The 16786-nt window shown below is 61.9% G+C and carries 20 protein-coding genes; 17 read left to right on the top strand and 3 right to left on the bottom strand.

Annotation, left to right across the window (positions count from 1 at the left end; genetic code table 11):
• Positions 1-99: 99 nt before the first annotated feature.
• The 14 genes from AC0L30_RS24995 (at position 100) to AC0L30_RS24930 (ending at position 12509) form a co-directional block, all read left to right on the top strand.
• Positions 100-1083, top strand: a complete 984-nt coding sequence (locus AC0L30_RS24995) for a hypothetical protein (RefSeq protein ID WP_473405415.1) — start codon at positions 100-102, stop codon at positions 1081-1083.
• On the top strand, positions 1080-2525 hold the full coding sequence (locus AC0L30_RS24990) for a hypothetical protein (protein ID WP_473405414.1): 1446 nt from the start codon (positions 1080-1082) through the stop codon (positions 2523-2525). The genes AC0L30_RS24995 and AC0L30_RS24990 overlap by 4 nt, the downstream gene beginning before the upstream one ends.
• Before the next feature lie 90 nt (positions 2526-2615).
• Entirely contained in the window at positions 2616-3674 is a 1059-nt protein-coding gene (locus AC0L30_RS24985) for a hypothetical protein (protein ID WP_473405413.1), read from the top strand.
• An 18-nt stretch (positions 3675-3692) separates the two neighbouring features.
• The gene (locus AC0L30_RS24980) at positions 3693-4247 is read left to right on the top strand and encodes a DUF4376 domain-containing protein (RefSeq protein WP_473405412.1); all 555 of its coding nucleotides are present in this window, start codon (positions 3693-3695) and stop codon (positions 4245-4247) included.
• A gap of 88 nt (positions 4248-4335) precedes the next feature.
• A complete protein-coding gene (locus tag AC0L30_RS24975) occupies positions 4336-5541 on the top strand; it encodes an N-acetylmuramidase domain-containing protein (RefSeq protein WP_473405411.1) in 1206 nt (401 codons plus the stop codon).
• Complete coding sequence (locus AC0L30_RS24970; RefSeq protein WP_473405410.1) at positions 5538-6038, top strand: hypothetical protein; 501 nt, start codon at positions 5538-5540, stop codon at positions 6036-6038. Before AC0L30_RS24975 ends, AC0L30_RS24970 begins: the two co-directional genes overlap by 4 nt.
• A gap of 256 nt (positions 6039-6294) precedes the next feature.
• Entirely contained in the window at positions 6295-6501 is a 207-nt protein-coding gene (locus AC0L30_RS24965; RefSeq protein ID WP_473405409.1) for a hypothetical protein, read from the top strand.
• A 224-nt stretch (positions 6502-6725) separates the two neighbouring features.
• On the top strand, positions 6726-7562 hold the full coding sequence (locus AC0L30_RS24960; protein WP_473405408.1) for a hypothetical protein: 837 nt from the start codon (positions 6726-6728) through the stop codon (positions 7560-7562).
• A complete protein-coding gene (locus AC0L30_RS24955) occupies positions 7559-8614 on the top strand; it encodes a glycoside hydrolase family 71/99 protein (RefSeq protein WP_473405407.1) in 1056 nt (351 codons plus the stop codon). The genes AC0L30_RS24960 and AC0L30_RS24955 overlap by 4 nt, the downstream gene beginning before the upstream one ends.
• Before the next feature lie 135 nt (positions 8615-8749).
• A complete protein-coding gene (locus tag AC0L30_RS24950) occupies positions 8750-10135 on the top strand; it encodes a hypothetical protein (RefSeq protein ID WP_473405406.1) in 1386 nt (461 codons plus the stop codon).
• 86 nt (positions 10136-10221) lie between these two features.
• Positions 10222-10797, top strand: coding sequence for a TIGR02594 family protein (locus AC0L30_RS24945; RefSeq protein WP_473405496.1), 576 nt, complete (start codon positions 10222-10224; stop codon positions 10795-10797).
• Positions 10798-11107: 310 nt separating this feature from the next.
• A complete protein-coding gene (locus AC0L30_RS24940) occupies positions 11108-11509 on the top strand; it encodes a hypothetical protein (RefSeq protein ID WP_473405405.1) in 402 nt (133 codons plus the stop codon).
• A gap of 26 nt (positions 11510-11535) precedes the next feature.
• Positions 11536-11706, top strand: coding sequence for a hypothetical protein (locus tag AC0L30_RS24935; protein WP_473405404.1), 171 nt, complete (start codon positions 11536-11538; stop codon positions 11704-11706).
• A gap of 137 nt (positions 11707-11843) precedes the next feature.
• Positions 11844-12509, top strand: a complete 666-nt coding sequence (locus AC0L30_RS24930; RefSeq protein ID WP_473405403.1) for a hypothetical protein — start codon at positions 11844-11846, stop codon at positions 12507-12509.
• Between the two features lie 343 nt (positions 12510-12852).
• Here the strand turns inward: AC0L30_RS24930 and AC0L30_RS24925 are convergent, their stop codons facing one another.
• From AC0L30_RS24925 to AC0L30_RS24915, 3 genes are all read right to left on the bottom strand, one after another.
• On the bottom strand, positions 12853-13179 hold the full coding sequence (locus AC0L30_RS24925) for a hypothetical protein (RefSeq protein ID WP_219678648.1): 327 nt from the start codon (positions 13177-13179) through the stop codon (positions 12853-12855).
• A gap of 221 nt (positions 13180-13400) precedes the next feature.
• Positions 13401-13625, bottom strand: coding sequence for a hypothetical protein (locus tag AC0L30_RS24920; RefSeq protein WP_007594875.1), 225 nt, complete (start codon positions 13623-13625; stop codon positions 13401-13403).
• Positions 13626-13781: 156 nt separating this feature from the next.
• Entirely contained in the window at positions 13782-13961 is a 180-nt protein-coding gene (locus AC0L30_RS24915; RefSeq protein WP_371261319.1) for a hypothetical protein, read from the bottom strand.
• Between the two features lie 258 nt (positions 13962-14219).
• On the opposite strand from AC0L30_RS24915, the gene AC0L30_RS24910 reads away from it, so the two are divergent.
• From AC0L30_RS24910 to AC0L30_RS24900, 3 genes are all read left to right on the top strand, one after another.
• Positions 14220-14633, top strand: a complete 414-nt coding sequence (locus tag AC0L30_RS24910; RefSeq protein ID WP_473405402.1) for a hypothetical protein — start codon at positions 14220-14222, stop codon at positions 14631-14633.
• A gap of 154 nt (positions 14634-14787) precedes the next feature.
• Positions 14788-15747 (top strand): N-carbamoyl-D-amino-acid hydrolase, encoded by a 960-nt coding sequence (locus AC0L30_RS24905; protein ID WP_007594872.1) that lies wholly within the window; start codon positions 14788-14790, stop codon positions 15745-15747.
• Between the two features lie 411 nt (positions 15748-16158).
• On the top strand, positions 16159-16779 hold the full coding sequence (locus AC0L30_RS24900; protein ID WP_035993264.1) for a TetR/AcrR family transcriptional regulator: 621 nt from the start codon (positions 16159-16161) through the stop codon (positions 16777-16779).
• Positions 16780-16786: the final 7 nt, after the last annotated feature.

Genomic DNA, 16786 nt, shown 5'->3' with positions numbered 1-16786 from the left:
GTAGCGCTAGGTCCCTCTGAGACTTGGTGCCCACGGACAACCGACGAAGCGCTTAATGGCGTGCAGGGCCTTATGCCTCCGGGTCCTGCATTCCACGCCGTGAACGTCGAGGGCACTGTCCAATACCAATATTGGCGAGCTTTCTCAAATGTGCTCGGGTGGACGTACTCGCGTCTCTGCGATTACGTCGACGAGTTCTTTTGCGCGACGGTCAACGAGTCTCGTGACCAATGGATCGCAGAGTACGGAATCGGCGACCCCTGCGACCCTTACGGTAACAACCTTTGCCTGAAGGTCGCGGCGCAAGGGGGCGCAACGTGCGATTACTTCGTGCAGATGGCGGCGCTCTCAGGCTGGGTAATCGGCTGCGAAGATGTCAACATCAACGAGCCAATTGCAGGTTGCTTCGAGGTGGGCTGTACACCACTCGGCCCGACGCCGACGTACGTCGGCACGGGAAGCCTAATCGGTTACGGGCAGCGAGATGTCTGTCACTTCGGCCAAGTCGTTGAGCACCCTGATCCTACCGTGTGGGAAAACGGAAAGTCTGTAGGCGCGTCTTGCGCGGTGCCTGGGAGCAATCTCGGGCAGGGGCCGGACACTGACGAGTCGTGTTGCTTCATTTGCGGCTACTACGACTTCCATCAGCCGCCCGCAGTTACCAGCACCGACTTCTGTCAGCAGCTAGGGCGGACGATCTATTTCGAGTGTCCGCGCTCGGGCGTCCCCTCCGACACGACACCTTGTCAATCCGTCAATGCCCTCCTGCGAGGAACTGACGACAGCGGCAACTATTCGGAGTGGGGGCATGCCTATGTTTGGGAAGTTACCGTAGACATCGGCGCATCCCAAGCTCAACAGGCCGCTTCCGATCCACCATCTGATCCTGACACGCCCATCAGTGCGGCCGGAAACTTCATGGTGGGGCTCCCGCTGTTTACGACTGACGGCTCACAGGCGGGCGGCACTCCCCTTTGTCTCGATAGCGCTGTGGGTGCGCAGCCGACGTTTGCTCTGTGCTTCTTGGACCGCATCAAGCCCGCGCACACCATACTCAACGTGAAAGTGATCCAACCATCATGACCGCACTATTTGGGCCGCAGAACTCTAACGCGGCGATGGAGCTGCCGAGCGGAACAGCTCGTCAACGCTACGGCACCGCGCAGACATGGGTGAAAGACTGTTCGGCACCGGGGCGCAACGACGGCACGGTGCTCGACGCGGCGTTCTACAACCGTATCATAGGCAACCTCGATTATCTCGTCAGTCAGTCCGGTATCACCGCGACTCCTGGCGACATGAGCGTGCTCTATCGGGCGATCTTCGCTGCGCTTGCGGGCGGTGCTCCCGCCGTGCTCGACACGCTAAACGAGCTTGCGCAGGCTCTCGGCGACGACCCGAACTTCGCGACCACGATGACAAGCGCGCTGAGCATGAGGCTCCGCGTGGACGCGCCCCAAGTCTTCTCGGCGTTGCAGAAGGCGCAAGGGCTCGCGAACCTTGGGCTTACCAACCCCGTGCAGCTCGATAGCCTGAATAGACTGCCTGTAGCTGATGGCTCTTTGCTGACCGGCGTCACCGCTCAGTCGAAGGGCGATTGGGCGGGTATGAGCAACGGCACGCTGCGCGCAACCGCTGCGGCGGGGGCGCTAACCCTTGCGGTGAAGACGTTCGCCGGAGCTGACCCTAGCGCGTCTGACCCGGTGTTCTTCTTCTTTCGTGACACCAACATACCCGGCGCGTATACCCGCATCGCCGTCACCTCGGCGCTATCGCTGGTGATTGGGTCGGGTAGCACGATGGGAGTGACGGCTGCAAATCATGGCGTCCGACTGTGGATCACCGCGCACAACGACCTCGGCGTCGTTCGTCTCGGGGCGATAAAATGTTCCGACAATTCGGGGGTTGTCTGCCCACCTGAACATCTTTTGTACACGACCGTTGTACCGGCCAACAGCGCGAAAGCATTTTGCACCAACACGCCTATCACGACCGCCGCACCTTGGCGGTTCATCGGGTTTTGCGAGTGGCTTCCGTTGGCGACGGCGGGGACATGGACCGTCCCCAATTACACAACGCTCTTCACGGCTGGCATGAAGCGACCCGGCGAGATCGTTTCCGCCGTTAACATGCCTCCGGTCAACACCATTACGGCTACGAATTCCAACTCCACATGGACGCCGACTTCGGCCGCGCAGCAGATTAACTTGCAGAGCATCGCAAATCTGGTTGAGGGCAGCTACAGCGGCGGCGTTCAATCCGACACAGCGAGCAACCGGGCATTCGCGGCGGTGCTGATGAACGGGGCCACATTCGCCGAGGCGCCTTATACCTCGATGTTTCCGGTAGGCAATTTCCAAAGCGCGCCTTGCTCTGGCACTTGGCTGCATAAACCGAACGTCGCATCGCCCACTTACGCAGTAGCAATTCGAAACTCGGATAACGTCAATACGGTCAACTTCCCCGACAACGTCGGGGCAGGCAATCCCGTCGCGACGATGGTGCTTAAAGAGATCATGGGTTAGCGCGCCCGATCTCCCCGAATCCAAACAAAGCCGTCGCTCTCACCGCGACGGCTTTTTCGTTTCGCCTAAACCTCCCACACGGAGTAATCCATGACTGCAACCGCATTCGGCCCGCAGGGTCCGAACTATACCACCGTGCGCCCGCCCGCCGATCCGCAAGCAAGCGGAGGCACCGACACATGGTTCAAGAATTGCACGGCCGCAGGCGCGAAGGATGGCACGTTCGCCACCGCTGCTTTTTTTAACACCACGGTCGGCAACCTCCGTTACGCCGTCCGCACGGCGGGCATCCTGCTAGACGACGCTGACGACACCATGCTTTATCGCGCGATGGTCGCCGTGGCCTTGTCGGCGCCCAACCCGAACAAGCTGGTAGCCACCCGCGACATCTACGTCAACGTCAATACCGGCCTCGACACCAACGACGGCCTCACGCCCGCGACGCCGTATCGCACGATTCAGAAAGGCGTGACGGCGGTCAGTCTTCTCGACCTCAACGGGTTTACCGCCAAGGTCCATGTCGCCGATGGCACCTACAACGAGAGCGTTTCTCTCCCCGCCGTCAGCATCAACGGCACTGCCGAGCTGGTCGGTAACGACACGAATTGGGCGAACGTCTTCATCAACCCGTCTGTTGGTAGCGGATTGATCTCGGCGATAACAGGGTCTCACTGGCTGATCCACGGCTTCAAGGTCGCGGGTACGGTGAACTCCGCAGGAGCCGACGCCGGGAATTGCCTGTGGGCCGCTGGCGCGGGGTGTCAGATCGGTTACTACAATATCGAGTTCGGGACATGTCCGTCCGCGCAAGTGGCCGCTACCTACGGGGGCAGTGTTGCTATGCTTGGTCCCGTACGAATCTCAGGTAGCGCCGGTTCGCATATTAACAGTCACGGCGGCAACATCGTGTCGCTATTCTCTACCTACGCGCTCACGATTACGGGGGGTGTCAGTTTCTCTGGCGCATTTATTTCGGCGTCGGCGGGCGGGACCACCGCCATCATCTTCGGGTCGATCACCGGCACCGCGACGGGTGTCCGTTACTCAGTAACGGGTAACGGCGTCTGCGACAGCTTCGGCAATGGCGTCAACTACTATCCCGGCAGCTCGGCTGGCTCGACCAGCTCGGGCGGTCAGTACCTCCCGTAAGTAAAAGGAGCTTCGACAATGATTCAATTCGACCCGTCTAACTGGTATTGGGTACTCGGGGCCGACGCGTCGCGCGTCTGGTCGAGCGCGGCCAACGCGTACGTGCCGTCCGGCGACAACGATTACATCGCATGGCTCGATGCCGGAAACACCGCGAGTCGCCTCGCGTCTGAAGCCGAGCTGATCGAGGTCTTGAAGGTCCGCGCGCCGAACATCACCCCGACGTTCCCGACCGCGCTCGTCGCTTACGCGGCCACCGTGCGTTACAACTTGGAGGTCGGAGGCATCACCGTCTCCGGCGTCAAGGTCGCGACCGATGACCGTTCCAAGCAGATGATAATGGGCGCCCGGATCGCGGCGGCCGCAGACAGCGCGTTCACGACCCCTTGGGTCGCGACGGACGGCGCCATTATCACGCTGACCGCCGTTCAGGTTATCGCGATCTCGGACGCCGTGCTCGCGCATGTGCAAGCCTGCTTCTCGACGTTCGCCACGGTCGTCACGGGCATACTCGGCGCGTCCATCACGACCACAGCGCAGATCGACGCCGCGTTCGAGGCCATCGCGGCCTGATACCCACTATTTCGACCAACTTTGCAGAAACGGCCGTCCCTCGGGGCGGCCGTTCTGCTTTCACACCTCCCCGAATCGAGGACACCACATGTTCAGTGACAGCATAGTCAAGCTGATCGTCGACGCCGCCCGGAAGGGCGGCATCAAGCCGACGCGCTTGCTTGCCGTTGTCGAGTGCGAGACCAACGGGTCTCCGTTCGAAGCCGATGGCAAAACTCCCCGCTTCCTCTACGAGCGACACGTCGCCTATCGCCACGCACGCGCCGCTGGCTCGTCATGGCTGAAAGCCTTCGTGTCTGCCGGTCTGGCGATCCCGAAGTGGAATCGCAAGACGCAGTATCAGGATCAGCGCACCTCGCAAATGCGGCTGGCCCTCATTGCTCGCGCTCGCTCGATCCACGAAGAGATCGCCAACGCTTCCGCCTCGTGGGGCCTCGGCCAATCGATGGGCGAGAACGGCACGGAGCTTGGCTTCGCGTCCGCTACCGCGCTCGTGCAGTACATGGTCGACGGTGGCTTGCCTGCTCAGCTCGATGTTCTGATCCGCGAGATCAAGGCGAAGCGTCTGGTTGAAGCGCTCAACAAGGGCGACTTCAGCACGTTCGCCAAGCGTTACAACGGGCCGGGCTATGCGCAGAACCAATACGACTCGCGCATGGCCGCCGCCGACAAGCGGTGGACCCGAAAGCTCGAAACGGTCCTGGGACGCGAGAAGGCTCCGGCCTATCAGTCCCTCAGTCACGAGCAGCTCAAGGCCGTCCAGGCTCAGCTCAAGGCCAAGGGCTACAAGATGGTCGGCACCCCCGATGGGATTTGGGGCGCCAACACCGTCGCTGCCGTGAACGCCTTCCAGCACTACGAGGGCCTGCCGGAGAGCGGCGATCTCGACGCTGCCACCATGGAAGCGTTGGAGAGCGCGGATGATCGCGTGCAGGCTCCAGCGCGTGTGAACGCGACCGCTGACGATCTGCGCGGCGACTCGCGTGTGGTCGACACGGCTGACAGCGTCGGCCTGCTCGGCAAAGCGAAGATCGCTGCGGGCACGGCGCTCGGGCTCGGCGGCGCGGCCGAGCAAGAGGGCCTGCTTGGTAAGACCCAAGAGGTCGTCGACAAGGTCGATCAGGCGAAGTCGCTGTGGGATCGCGTCCACGGCTTCGTCGAGCCGATCATCGGCAACCCCACTACGATCCTCGTCGCCATCGTGCTCGTGGTCGCTGGCTTCTTCGTCGTCAAGTACGCGAAGCAGATCATCGAAGCACGGGTCGACGATCACCGCACGGGAGCGGTCGCGTGATCTTCGCCTGGATCGCATCGTACTTCACGAGAGCCGCGTTGGCGGCTCTCGCCGGGCGCATCTGGAAAGGCTTCTGCGACTTCATCTCCACTCCGGTCGGAGCGGCGCTGGTCGCAGGCTTGCTGATGTTCCTCGTCGGCGTCGCGCATGAGCACCGCGCGCTCAACGCGAAGTGGGAAGCGAAGTGGGCCGCGGCTGAGCAGAAGGCCGAGAAGGCCCGCGTGCAGCGCGACGCCGACATCAAGACCGAGATGAAGCGCGACGCTGACTCCCGCCTCGGTGCGCTTGCTAAGCGCAAAGACGAACTCGAACAACAGGTCAAGACCTATGAAACCCAACAGCTCCTACAGGCGGCTTCTGGCAAGGCTGCTCATCCTCCCGAGCTTACTGATGACGACGACGCTCGGTGGCTGTCTAACGCTCTCAAGCAACGCGCCCACGTTAAGCCCCAAGCTCGCCGTGGACTTGCCGAACGACTGCGAGTCTTTGGCCGTTGAGGTGCCGGTCCCTGGCGTCAAGGACGCGAAGGGCCGACCGATGATGCGGCGCGTAGTTCTGCGGCGAACCCAGGCGGCGTTGCTCCTGGCGAACGATGCGCTCGCACAGGTCCGCGAGTGCCTCGTCGATCAGCGCTCAGCCTATCAGTCAAAGTAATCCGGCCCGGCAGACGGGACCAACGCCGGAGACCCCGAGAGGTCGCAGCCTAATCGCTGCGGCCTCTTTTCTTTTTGCCTTTAAACAAAGGGGATAACGATGAGCTTGCAAGCCATCGAGACAGTTATGATCGACAGCGCGGGCATGGCTATTCGGCCGGACGACTTCGCGCACACGTTCACTTACAACACTGACGGCACGCTCGCGACCGACAGCTTCGTCGACGCGGACGGGCACACGCGCACGCAGACCTACACCTACACGAACGGGAAGCTGACTGGCATCAGCGCGTGGGTTCGCTCATGATTACGAGCGCGCTAATCCGGGCCTTGACAGCCCTGAGTCTGTATCCTGGTTTCATCGGGAAGTATCTTGTAGATCAAAACACGCCTGGGACTAATCTACTAGGCGTGGACGGTTCAGCTCAGTTTTCGTGGTCTGATCAGCCCCAAGCTGTGAACAAGTGGACAGCAGTCGGTGCCCAAGCCGGTGTGCCTCCGACTCTCCTAGCCCAAGGCGCTGATACAAACGTGACCGGGTCCTTCGCGGCACAAGGCACTGGCGGGTTTAATTTTGGCAACGGCTCCGGCCAATTGCTGAGCCTTACCGACCCCAGCGGATACGTGAACGCCTATCCATCGCTGCAAGCGACTTCAGTCTACGGAGGTGCCGTTTACTTGGCTGCGGTCGCCGTGGTGGGCGCGAACGTTCCCGTAGGACTGTTGCCGGTTGGTACGGCTGGTGTGCTGCTAGGACCGGGCGGGGCGGCTTCCAACAGCGGAACCTACGCTATTGGTCGGTTTTGTAACGCATCAGGTTTTGCCGCTGGGGCTGTCGGGAATGCGACGCAGGCAGGAGGCTCTTACTCCTTCGTGAGCGGTAACAGCGCGTACGACAACGCGATCAACGGCAAGCGCGTTCACGGGTCAGCCGCCCTCGGAAGCAACAAAGGTACGACGCAAATCGCCGAACAGGCGCTTGCATGCGCCACTTCGGGGGCTACCAGCGCGATTGCTACCGCCTCTGGTGGCGCGAGCAACACGTTCAACGGCCTGCAACTCATCAACAACCAGACGATAGCCAGCCGCATCATCGTGTCTGCGCGCGACACAACTAACGGCGCGCGTGCCTCGTGGTTTATTACCGCTATGTTCAATCGGGGTTCATCAGCGTCTACGATTACAGTGGATGGGTCGACCGGCACCGGAGCCCCGTCTTTCTCATCAGGCACGGGGGCATCGTCGTGGACAGTTGCGCTTGGGGTGGACACTACGAACGGTGCGGGGACGATCACTTGTACCAGCTCGGCGGGTAACAGCGTTCGATGGTCAGTCAGAGTGGATAACAGTGAGGTTGCAAACGGATGACGACGATAGCAGGAGCAATCCGTTGGGACTATCAGTATCAAGGGCCTAGTGGCGGCGGCGCGACCAGCACGGCGTTGTTAGAGTTGCAGGCCCTTGAAACTGCGACTTTCCGTTCGCGAGCGCCTAAACACTTCGTATCTTCGGGTGCAAACACCGGGCAGTGGGGCGACACGCAAGCAACGTTCGATGCGGAGATCGCCGCAGCGGTCACAGCCGGGTTAAAGTATTGGGCCTTCTTCCGCCAGAACCTCGGATCGAACGTACACGACCCTAACGGATGTTACGGGCTGCAATACTACCAAGCAAGCACAAGCAACAACCTAATCAAATGGTGTTCGATCATAGGCGATCCTCTGGCCGGAGCTACAGGGAGCTATGCGAGCGCCGTTTCTGCTCTCGTAACGGATTTCCAGACATCCAACTACCAGATGGTACTCGGAAATCGGCCGCTGCTCTACATATACTGGTCTAGTAGCTCCTTTTCTTCGACGTGGGGAGGATCATTCCCGAATTACGCGGCCTTCGTCACCGCTTTGCGCACCGCATGCGCAGGCGCTGGGCTTGGTTCGCCCTATATCGTCGTGATGAATGGGCTAGACACTACGGTCTTGAACGGCATCGGTGCAGACGCAAATTGCGCTTACATCGCGCCACCTCCTTACGGCCTTGCGGTCCCGTGGGCGACATTCGAGCCGACAGTAGAATCGTTTTGGTCGTCTATGGCCGCTCTCGGCAAACCGGTGGTGCCGCTGTGCATGACCGGCTACGACCAACGGCCTCGTCTTGTGCGGCCGGTGTTCAAGGGTTCAAAGCCCAATCCATACTACGGCACCAATCAGTACGTGATCGCGCCGACAAACGCGCAGTTGACCGCGCACATACAGGCGGCAGTGTCCTACGTGCAGGCTAACCCCGGCGTATGCCCGGCGTCTGCGATCCTGATCTACGCGTGGAATGAGCACTCAGAGAACGGGAACGTGCTGAATCCGTGTGTGGGCGATCCGGCTGGATCACGTTGCGCTGCTATAGGCTCGGCGCTGATAGGCCAGTAAGCTTTTCGAAACGCCGAAGGCCGCGATCTCCTTAGCGGGGGTCGCGGCCTCTTTTCGTATGCCCCTTAAATTGACCATTCTGTGAGGTCTGTGAGATACGAATACCTTACAGGCCCCGAACCATCCGAGGACCCATTGTCAGACCCGATCAAGATCAACCTCTCGAACGCGCTGCCGGGCCATAAGGCAATCGTTCTGCACTACCTCGCGACCCGCGACCTCGACCGCACGGCCGAAGCCATGCAGATCGAGAAGGATACCGTTCGCCGGAGACTGAACGAATTTGGCCTGATCCGTTCCGTCCGCAAACAGCTCGAAGGCGGCGCCGAGCACAAGATCACGGGCGGGGACGAGCCGAACGTCGTGCCTGCGCCTGAAGTCGTGCGCGTCGAGAAGGCCGAGCCGCAGCGCCTCGACCTCGTCGAGAAGCATCGGTACGAGCAGAACGAGAAGCTCCACAAGGCTCAGATCAAGGAGCTGACTGCGCGGCTTGCATCCGCAGAGGATCACCGCAACTCGATCCTCGGCCTGTCGTTCGAGCCGGTCGAACCGATCTGCAAGCCCTCAATCTATCAGCAGGGCGAACGCGGCAAGCAGGCCGCAGTCCTCCATCTCTCAGACACCCACGACGGCGAAGTCGTGAACCTCGAAGAGATGATGGGCGTGAACATGTTCGACAAGCAGATCGCGGAGAAGCGTTTCTCCCGGCTGTTCTCGACCTCCACTATCCTCACGACTGAGAGCTGGCCGAAGTCGGACGGTGCGCCGTTCCGAATTTATATTCTGCTCGGTGGCGATCTCATTAGCGGCCACGGGCTGCACCCCGAGCTGGCCGAGACCGACTACGGCACCGCCTATGAGCAGTGCAAGCAGGCTGCAAGGAATATCTCTAGCGGGGCGCTCTATTGGTCCCTCGCCCTGGAAGAGCACTGGAAGCATCAGGTCGAGATCGTCTTCATCGGTGTGCCGGGTAACCACGGCCGCTCGACGCCCGGCAAGCCGCGCGCAAAGCTGGCTGCGCTTCAGTCGTATGACACGCTGGTCTTCGACTTCGTCGAGGCGGCGCTGCGGCCGTACGTGAACTTCAAGTTCTATTCGACCCGCGCGTTCGATGCGTACTTCGACATCGTCGGCTGGCCCACCTTGCTCACGCACGGCGACCGCATGAGCGCAGGCGGCGGCACTGGCTTCATCGGCCCCGCAGCCAACATCGTGAAGGGCCACAAGAAGATCATCCTGACGGAGGCGCAGCAGCGCAGGCCGGTGCGGTTCATCTTCAGCGGCCACTTCCACACGCGCGTCATTACGCCCTGGGGCTTCGGCAACGGCTCGCTCATCGGCCCGAGTGAATTTGCCAAGAGCATCCGCGCCGACCTTGAGCCCGCACAGCAGAACTTCGTCGTCTTCCACGAGAAGCTCGGCTTGCTGCGAGAGCAGCCGATTGTCGTCGGTCGCGAAGGCGAGGGCTCGATCTATTCACCCAACGGAGGACTGATCCTCCCCACCATGGAGGCGGCATGAACTGCATTTGTCACGAGCACAGGCCGGAGTGCGACTGCACAGTAACCGTGAAGCGCAGCGAGTCTAAGTACGGTCCCCCGTACCTGATGGACCTAGCGAAAATCGCTGCATGGGCTGTTGCGATTGCACTGCTTGTGCTCGCGTGCGGCGCGGTTGCCAACGCAAAGCCTCTGCACCATCACTCGCGAGGACACCATGTCTCTCAGTCCCTCAGACACAAACATGAAGCTCGCCGTGCTTCTCTTCGTCGGCATGATGCTCCTGAAGCTGCTCGCGGTTCTGGTCTGTTCGCTGGCTGGCATCTTGGTGCTGGTGGCGGATCACTCGTTGCGGAAGCGCGCAGCCAGATTGGCAACGGCGCTGTCTACGGCCGCGGCTCGCTGTGGTGCGCTCGCTTCGTCAATTGGGTCCTGGCGCACACGGGCCATAGCGGCACTGGCTCGGATGCGGCGCGATCCTTTGCAGGATATGGTCAGCGCGTATCAGGACCGCAGCCCGGCGCGATCGCAGTCATGGCGAGGCGGGGAGGTGGGCACGTCGGGATCGTTTCCGGCGTTGACGCCTCGGGAAACCCGATCTTGATCTCCGGCAACAACGGTGGCCGGGTACGGGAGGCCGTCTACCCCAAGGGGCGTGTCTACGCGTACGTTGTCCCCAACTAGGACGGTGCCAACCCCTTGCAGAATCTGGCCCTCTCCGGGAAACCGGGGAGGGTCTTTTTGCGTTTGTGAGGTCCGGTGAGGTCGAGTCATCTGACCAGCCTTACAAAACCGCTTGACAGGCGAATCGGCTAACGGCTATGAATTGTGAGTTCTTTAATCAACGTTAACCAATTTCGATTTTCCTCACTGTGAAGCGCGGTACTTCACGACCCAACCACGTAGAACAGCAAAGGCAATGCATATGCCCGCACGACGTAGAGACCCCGACCGGGAGCAGAGGCTTGAGGCTTTTGCGCAGAGACTTCAGCGCTTGATGACGCAGAAGGGTTGGAACGGCCAAGACCTTGCGGACGCCGCCTCCAAGTTCGTCCCCGACTCCCACATCGACAAGAAGACCCGCAAGCGTTTCGTGCTCGGCCGCCACCTGATAAGCGCCTACCTGCGCGCGGCGAACGAGCCGACCGAAGCGAACCTGTCCTACATCGCCAAAGCGTTCGGAGTGAAGCCCTCAGAACTCTTGCAGCCCGCGCCCGGCGAAGGGGATAGCCCCCAATACGCGACTGCCACCAGTACGCTCGACGGTAAGACGCGCCTTGTTATCGACGCTGAAGTCGATGCTGAAACAGCTCTCAAAGTCCTTCGCATGATCCGCGAAGCCTCTTCCCAGGGCAACCCGTCTAGCGCGAGGAAGTCTTCGCGCGCGGCGGCGTAAGTCAGTTCTGACTTGGAGCACCTGTCATGCTCGCTGTAGCCGGTGGCATCCTCCTGGCTCTCTTCATCCTGCTCGTGCTGTTTGGCCTTTTCCTGGGGCTGCGCGACGGAGCGCGGTTCGCTCGTCGCCATCTCGGCGTCACGGCCGTGTTGCTCGCCCTCGCGGCCTGTGCGGGCGTTTCGTGGCTGATTGGCTAAGACACTCAGTCTCGCGGTTCCATATTGTTAAGCACCGTAATCACCCGGTGTAGTTAAGACGAAGTGTGCAGTTGTCACCTAACGGGCCTGACGTGTAGGGTCCGCTGCCTCGGGAAAATCAGGCAACGATGCCTGGGGTGAACGTCAAACAAAAATGGAATCGACAAGCCATGAGTGCCGAAGTGATCGTGCTGCCGACTCAGAGCAGCACGGAGATGCCCGCTTGCCCCGCTGAAGACGAAGACACCTACGTCTTAGAACTCGAACAAGAGAACCTCGATCTGCGCAACGCGCTTGCTGAAGCCGAGCTGCGGGCGCTGCGGGCGCTGCGGGCGCTGCGGGGAGCGCGGGGCCGCCGCAACCGGGTGACCTTAGTAGGGTCCGCGGCGCTGGCATTGCTGATCGGCACCTTGACCATTTTCCCGCCCGGCGACCATGCGAACGCAGCCACCGAGCCCCCGCTTGTCTTCTTCTCGGCCGAGATGGTGACCCCCGAAGCCGAGCCGGGCGGGGAGATTATCATTCAGGTAACCAAGCAAAAGCGCAGGGTCTGCCCCACAACGATGACACGCAGGATCACACGCCTGTCTGACGGCGTCCGGGTCGACCACGAGACCCTCTCGGTCGGCAGCGAACCTGACCCGTCTCCGGTTACGCTCAAGATCGCGCGTAGGCTCCCGGCCGAATTGAAGGACGGCATCTACGCCGCCACCGCTACGTTTGTCGCTAGTTGTGCTGACCGCACGTTCATCGTCGAGCAGCCGGAACTGACTTTCGAAGTGGCGCGTCAGCAAACCGGGTAACGTTACGGTAACGCTACCCCTGCATTTTCCGCTTCTGTTCGCGTCGTTTCGGTTAGTCGACTTCAAATAAATCAATGATTTAGCTGGCAGTCACAGAGTTCGGGACGCAGGGGTCGCAGGTTCGAATCCTGCCACTCCGACCATTCTTCCAAAAGTCGACGTTTTCCTAAGGCTCGTTCCCAATGGCTTGGCGGACCGGCCGCCGGCGCCCGGGAGCGCCTTCTTGCAACGATTTTCGGGGCGGGTCCACGGCCGATTTGGCCGGGCAGGGCGGCTTGTGTGAGCGGCATGGCTCGGCATTTGCCGATATCAATGACTCGGCGTTGTAAGCTAGGTCAGAGGACTACCGCCGCGCCACCAGCACGCCGATCATGAACGCCACCATCAGCGCCGGCAGCGGCGCCTCGCGCACCATGCCGCGAACGACGTGTGTCCAATGTTGCTCCGGGACGAGGTTCGGAGACCTGATCTCCGGCGTTGGCGTGATGCCCCATTCCGACGCTAGCTCTGCGACCTCGCTCGATGCGAGCCGCACGCCATCGCGGACGCGGAAGATCGCTGCGTCGGATCGTTCGCCTGGTGCGAGCGCCATCAGCGTCGCGACGGCTGTGCGCAACGTCATCTCGCCGTAGCCTTGCAGCCTGACCGATTCCTCGGGGTCGGACGTCATCGCAAATACCTCACAGCGCCAAATGCTCTACAGCGCGAAGTGGCGCGCGATGGTGAAGGCCATCGTCGCGCACAGGACCAGCGTGGATACCGCGCCGGCCACGCCGCGCACGAGATCGGCCCGCGTCAGGTGCCTGGTCATGATCTTGCTCCATGCTCGGCATGGCAATGGCGGGGAGGCGGCGTTGGTTCCTTGCGCGACGGGCGAATCGCGAACCGCGGCTATTTCCGCAGCAGCTCGCTCAGTGCGGCCGTCGCCTCGGCGCAGCGGATATCGTCGATTTCGCGCGACAGGCTGAGGGCGCTCGATCTGAGCTCTTCGACTTTCCAGCTCTCGGGGTGCTGGGTCTCGAGTTGACCGAGCCGCTTGTTCAGATCGTCCAATCTGGTCTGCAACTGCTCGACGCTGGCAGCCCCGTTCACCACCCAGACTCGTTGCGCACGCATCGTCGTTCCCCTGCTCGTCTCACGGCGTTGTGAGAGGGGTTCGTGGCCGCAATGGGAGTTTCTTTTGTCCGGCTTCAGACGGACGGGAACCGTTGCAGATCGGCAACGGGAGTTCCTTCGTGTTAGCGCGCGTCTGGAGCTCGGCCCGTCGCCGCATCAGGCCGCGCGCGGCCACTCGGTCGATTGCTTTTCAAGCCGGCTTTCGAGAATGGCGACGCTCACCCGGATATTCTCGCGCCGAGCCCGCAGGTTGTGCGCGAGCATGGGGTAGGCGACGTTCTGGGGATCGCAGATTCCAGCCTTCCGCTCTTCCTCCAGAATGTCGGCGTCGATCATTCGCAGGCGCCAGCGCAGGTCGGAGATCAATGCGTGGAGCTGTGTCGGCATGGTCGCTTCGAAACGGGACGTCGGGTGCATGATCGCCTCACGATGAGACAGACCCACTGCGGGTCTGAGGGATTTGACTGCCGTGCAGCAAGCGGAATGCCAGTGGGCGGCTGAGCGTCTCGCGCGATTGCTCGACGGCGCACCGGAACGATTGCCACTTTTTCCCGTTGCTGCAGGGGCCTCGACAACGAGGCGATCGAGGGACCCATGCCGCTCATCCGCTATTTCGTCTTCACCGGCGGCGCTCTGCTCGCCCTCCTGTACCTCGCTGACTACTACCTCGCCGGCCCCGTAAGCGCCGCCGCCGAAACCGGACCGGACCTCTCGATCGCCCGAATTCATTCTGCACAGACCTGGCCGGAGAAGATCGTCTTCGACACCAACGTGCGACAGATTCCGTTGACCAAAACTGTGGCGTCAACGTCAGACGCGGCGGCGCCAGTCGCGCCGGACGGTACGCGCCAGGCATTTGCCATGGCGGCGCAGCCCGCCGCGGAGCCCAGGCAGGCCAAGGCGGCCTCTCCGAACAAGCGCGTCGCGGAGCGGCATCGTCGCCGCCAGCCGTCGCGCATGGCGGCGCGCGGTCAGTTCTTCAACGAGCCCGTTGCCGCAGAATGGTGAGTGGCGCTCCGCAATTCATCGTCGGCGCTTCCCACGTGACGGGCGGGCTGCCTCTCGGTTGGGCACCGTGCCGGACAGCGAGGCTGTGCGCGCGACGCATCGCGCGATAGTCTCTGCCGCAACCTGACCAGGGAAGCGGACGAGGGAAAGATTCGTGGCGAGATTTGTGACGATCGCGGCCGGCCAGCTTGGCCCTGTGGCGCGGACCGAGACCAGAACCGCGGTCGTGGCGCGCCTGATGACCTTGATGCGCCAGGCGCACGCCAACGGTTGCGACCTGATCGTCTATCCCGAGCTCGCGCTGACCACGTTCTTTCCGCGCTGGTATTTCGAGGATCAGGCGGAGATCGACAGCTTCTTCGAGCGCGAGATGCCGGGGCCGCAGACGCAGGCGTTGTTCGATCTCGCGCGCGAGATCGGCATCGGATTCTACCTTGGCTATGCCGAGCTGACGGTCGAGGCCGGAATGGTCAGGCGCTACAACACCTCGATCCTGGTCGAAAAGAGCGGCGCCATCGTCGCCAGATATCGCAAGGTTCATCTGCCCGGGCATGCCGAGCACGAGCCCTGGCGCGAATTCCAGCATCTGGAAAAACGCTATTTCGAGCCCGGCGATGGTTTTGGCGTGACCGAGGCCTTTGGCGGCGTGATGGGGATGGCGATCTGCAATGACCGCCGCTGGAGCGAGACCTATCGGGTGATGGGCCTGCAGGGCGTCGAGATGGTGATGATCGGCTACAACACGCCGGTGCACAATCCGCCCGCGCCCGAGCATGACGATCTCTCGCTGTTTCACAATCATCTGGTGATGCAGGCCGGCGCCTACCAGAACGGCACCTTCGTGGTCGGCGTCGCCAAAGCGGGTGTCGAGGAGGGCGTCGACCACATCGGCGGAAGCTGCGTCATCGCGCCCTCCGGCGAGATCATCGCGCGATGCACGACCAAGAGCGACGAGATCGCGCTCGCCCGCTGCGATCTCGATCTCTGCAACTCCTACAAGCGCACCACCTTCAATTTCGACGTTCACCGTCAGCCGCAGGCGTACGGGATGATCGTCGAACGGAAGGGCGTGACCATGATGGCGGATGGAACGCCGGTGCGAACGACGGGGTGATCTCCTGTAGCCCGGGTGAGCGTAGCGATACCCGGGGCCGCTCGCGCGGCGTTCGCACCTTCCCGGATTACGCTTGCGCTCCATCCGGGCTACGGGACTTCCTGTGTCGCCCCCTGTCAGTCCGCCGCCGCTTAGAGGCGATGCTATCCCGTGCTTCGCTCGGAATTGGCCATGTCGCGGCAGTCAGGCGCAACAATCTCAAATGTCGTCCTGGCGAAGGCCAGGACCCATACCGCGAGGTCAAGCGATTTGACGCGGTATCAATCCCACCGAACGAATGTCCGCCAAACCCCTCCCTGGATAATGGGTCCTGGCCTTCGCCAGGACGACGCCTGAGCCATCAGTTTGATCCGTGATCGCATCACAACCAAGTGTCTTTATTCGGAAACAATCATTCCCTATTATCCCGCAATGCAAAAGACCGCCCGCAAATCCCAGCCGATTGCCCGTCCGCCCGGCCGTCCCCGGGAGTTCGACATGGACACCGCGCTCGACAGGGCCGTCCGCGTGTTTTCCGAGCGCGGTTATCATGCCACCTCGATCGGCGATCTCACCACGGCGATGCGGCTGGCGACCGGCAGCGTTTACAAGGCATTTCGCGACAAGCATGCGGTGTTTCTCGCCGCCTTCGAGCGCTACGTGGCCCTGCGCCAGGAGCAGACGCGTAGCGCGGCGGCGAAAGGCGCCAATGGCCGCGAGCGGCTGCGCAACATGCTGCTGTCGTATGTAGAGCATTCCCAGGGCAGCGAGGGGCGGCGCGGCTGCCTCGTGGTCGGCAGCGCCGTCGAATTGTCCGCGGTCGATCCGGTGGTCGCCGCCCTCGTCAGCGCGCGGCTGGAAACCAACGAAGGCTTCATCGCCGGCCTCATTCGCGAGGGGCAGGCCGACGGCTCTATACCCCGCCATGTCGCCGCCGATGACACCGCGCGGCTGATGATCTGCATCACGCAGGGCCTGCGCGTCGTCGGCAAGGCGCGCCTTTCGCTCGACGGCAAGCGCCTGGTCGCTGTCGCGATGAAGCTGCTCGCCTGAATTTTTT

The organism is Bradyrhizobium sp. MI1.11 (assembly GCF_055811255.1).
The sequence above is the reverse complement of the archived record's forward strand: the minus strand, read 5'-3'. Positions and strand labels throughout refer to the sequence as shown.

Excerpts from the sequence above, each read along its gene's own strand:
- AC0L30_RS24935 (WP_473405404.1), top strand. The coding sequence starts at position 11,536 with ATGCTCGCTGTAGCCGGTGGCATCCTCCTGGCTCTCTTCATCCTGCTC.
- AC0L30_RS24990 (WP_473405414.1), top strand. The coding sequence starts at position 1,080 with ATGACCGCACTATTTGGGCCGCAGAACTCTAACGCGGCGATGGAGCTG.
- AC0L30_RS24920 (WP_007594875.1), bottom strand. The coding sequence starts at position 13,625 with ATGCGTGCGCAACGAGTCTGGGTGGTGAACGGGGCTGCCAGCGTCGAG.
- AC0L30_RS24965 (WP_473405409.1), top strand. The coding sequence starts at position 6,295 with ATGAGCTTGCAAGCCATCGAGACAGTTATGATCGACAGCGCGGGCATG.
- AC0L30_RS24925 (WP_219678648.1), bottom strand. The coding sequence starts at position 13,179 with ATGACGTCCGACCCCGAGGAATCGGTCAGGCTGCAAGGCTACGGCGAG.
- AC0L30_RS24980 (WP_473405412.1), top strand. The coding sequence starts at position 3,693 with ATGATTCAATTCGACCCGTCTAACTGGTATTGGGTACTCGGGGCCGAC.
- AC0L30_RS24900 (WP_035993264.1), top strand. The coding sequence starts at position 16,159 with ATGCAAAAGACCGCCCGCAAATCCCAGCCGATTGCCCGTCCGCCCGGC.
- AC0L30_RS24955 (WP_473405407.1), top strand. The coding sequence starts at position 7,559 with ATGACGACGATAGCAGGAGCAATCCGTTGGGACTATCAGTATCAAGGG.
- AC0L30_RS24915 (WP_371261319.1), bottom strand. The coding sequence starts at position 13,961 with ATGATCGACGCCGACATTCTGGAGGAAGAGCGGAAGGCTGGAATCTGC.
- AC0L30_RS24985 (WP_473405413.1), top strand. The coding sequence starts at position 2,616 with ATGACTGCAACCGCATTCGGCCCGCAGGGTCCGAACTATACCACCGTG.
- AC0L30_RS24945 (WP_473405496.1), top strand. The coding sequence starts at position 10,222 with ATGGACCTAGCGAAAATCGCTGCATGGGCTGTTGCGATTGCACTGCTT.
- AC0L30_RS24975 (WP_473405411.1), top strand. The coding sequence starts at position 4,336 with ATGTTCAGTGACAGCATAGTCAAGCTGATCGTCGACGCCGCCCGGAAG.
- AC0L30_RS24910 (WP_473405402.1), top strand. The coding sequence starts at position 14,220 with ATGCCGCTCATCCGCTATTTCGTCTTCACCGGCGGCGCTCTGCTCGCC.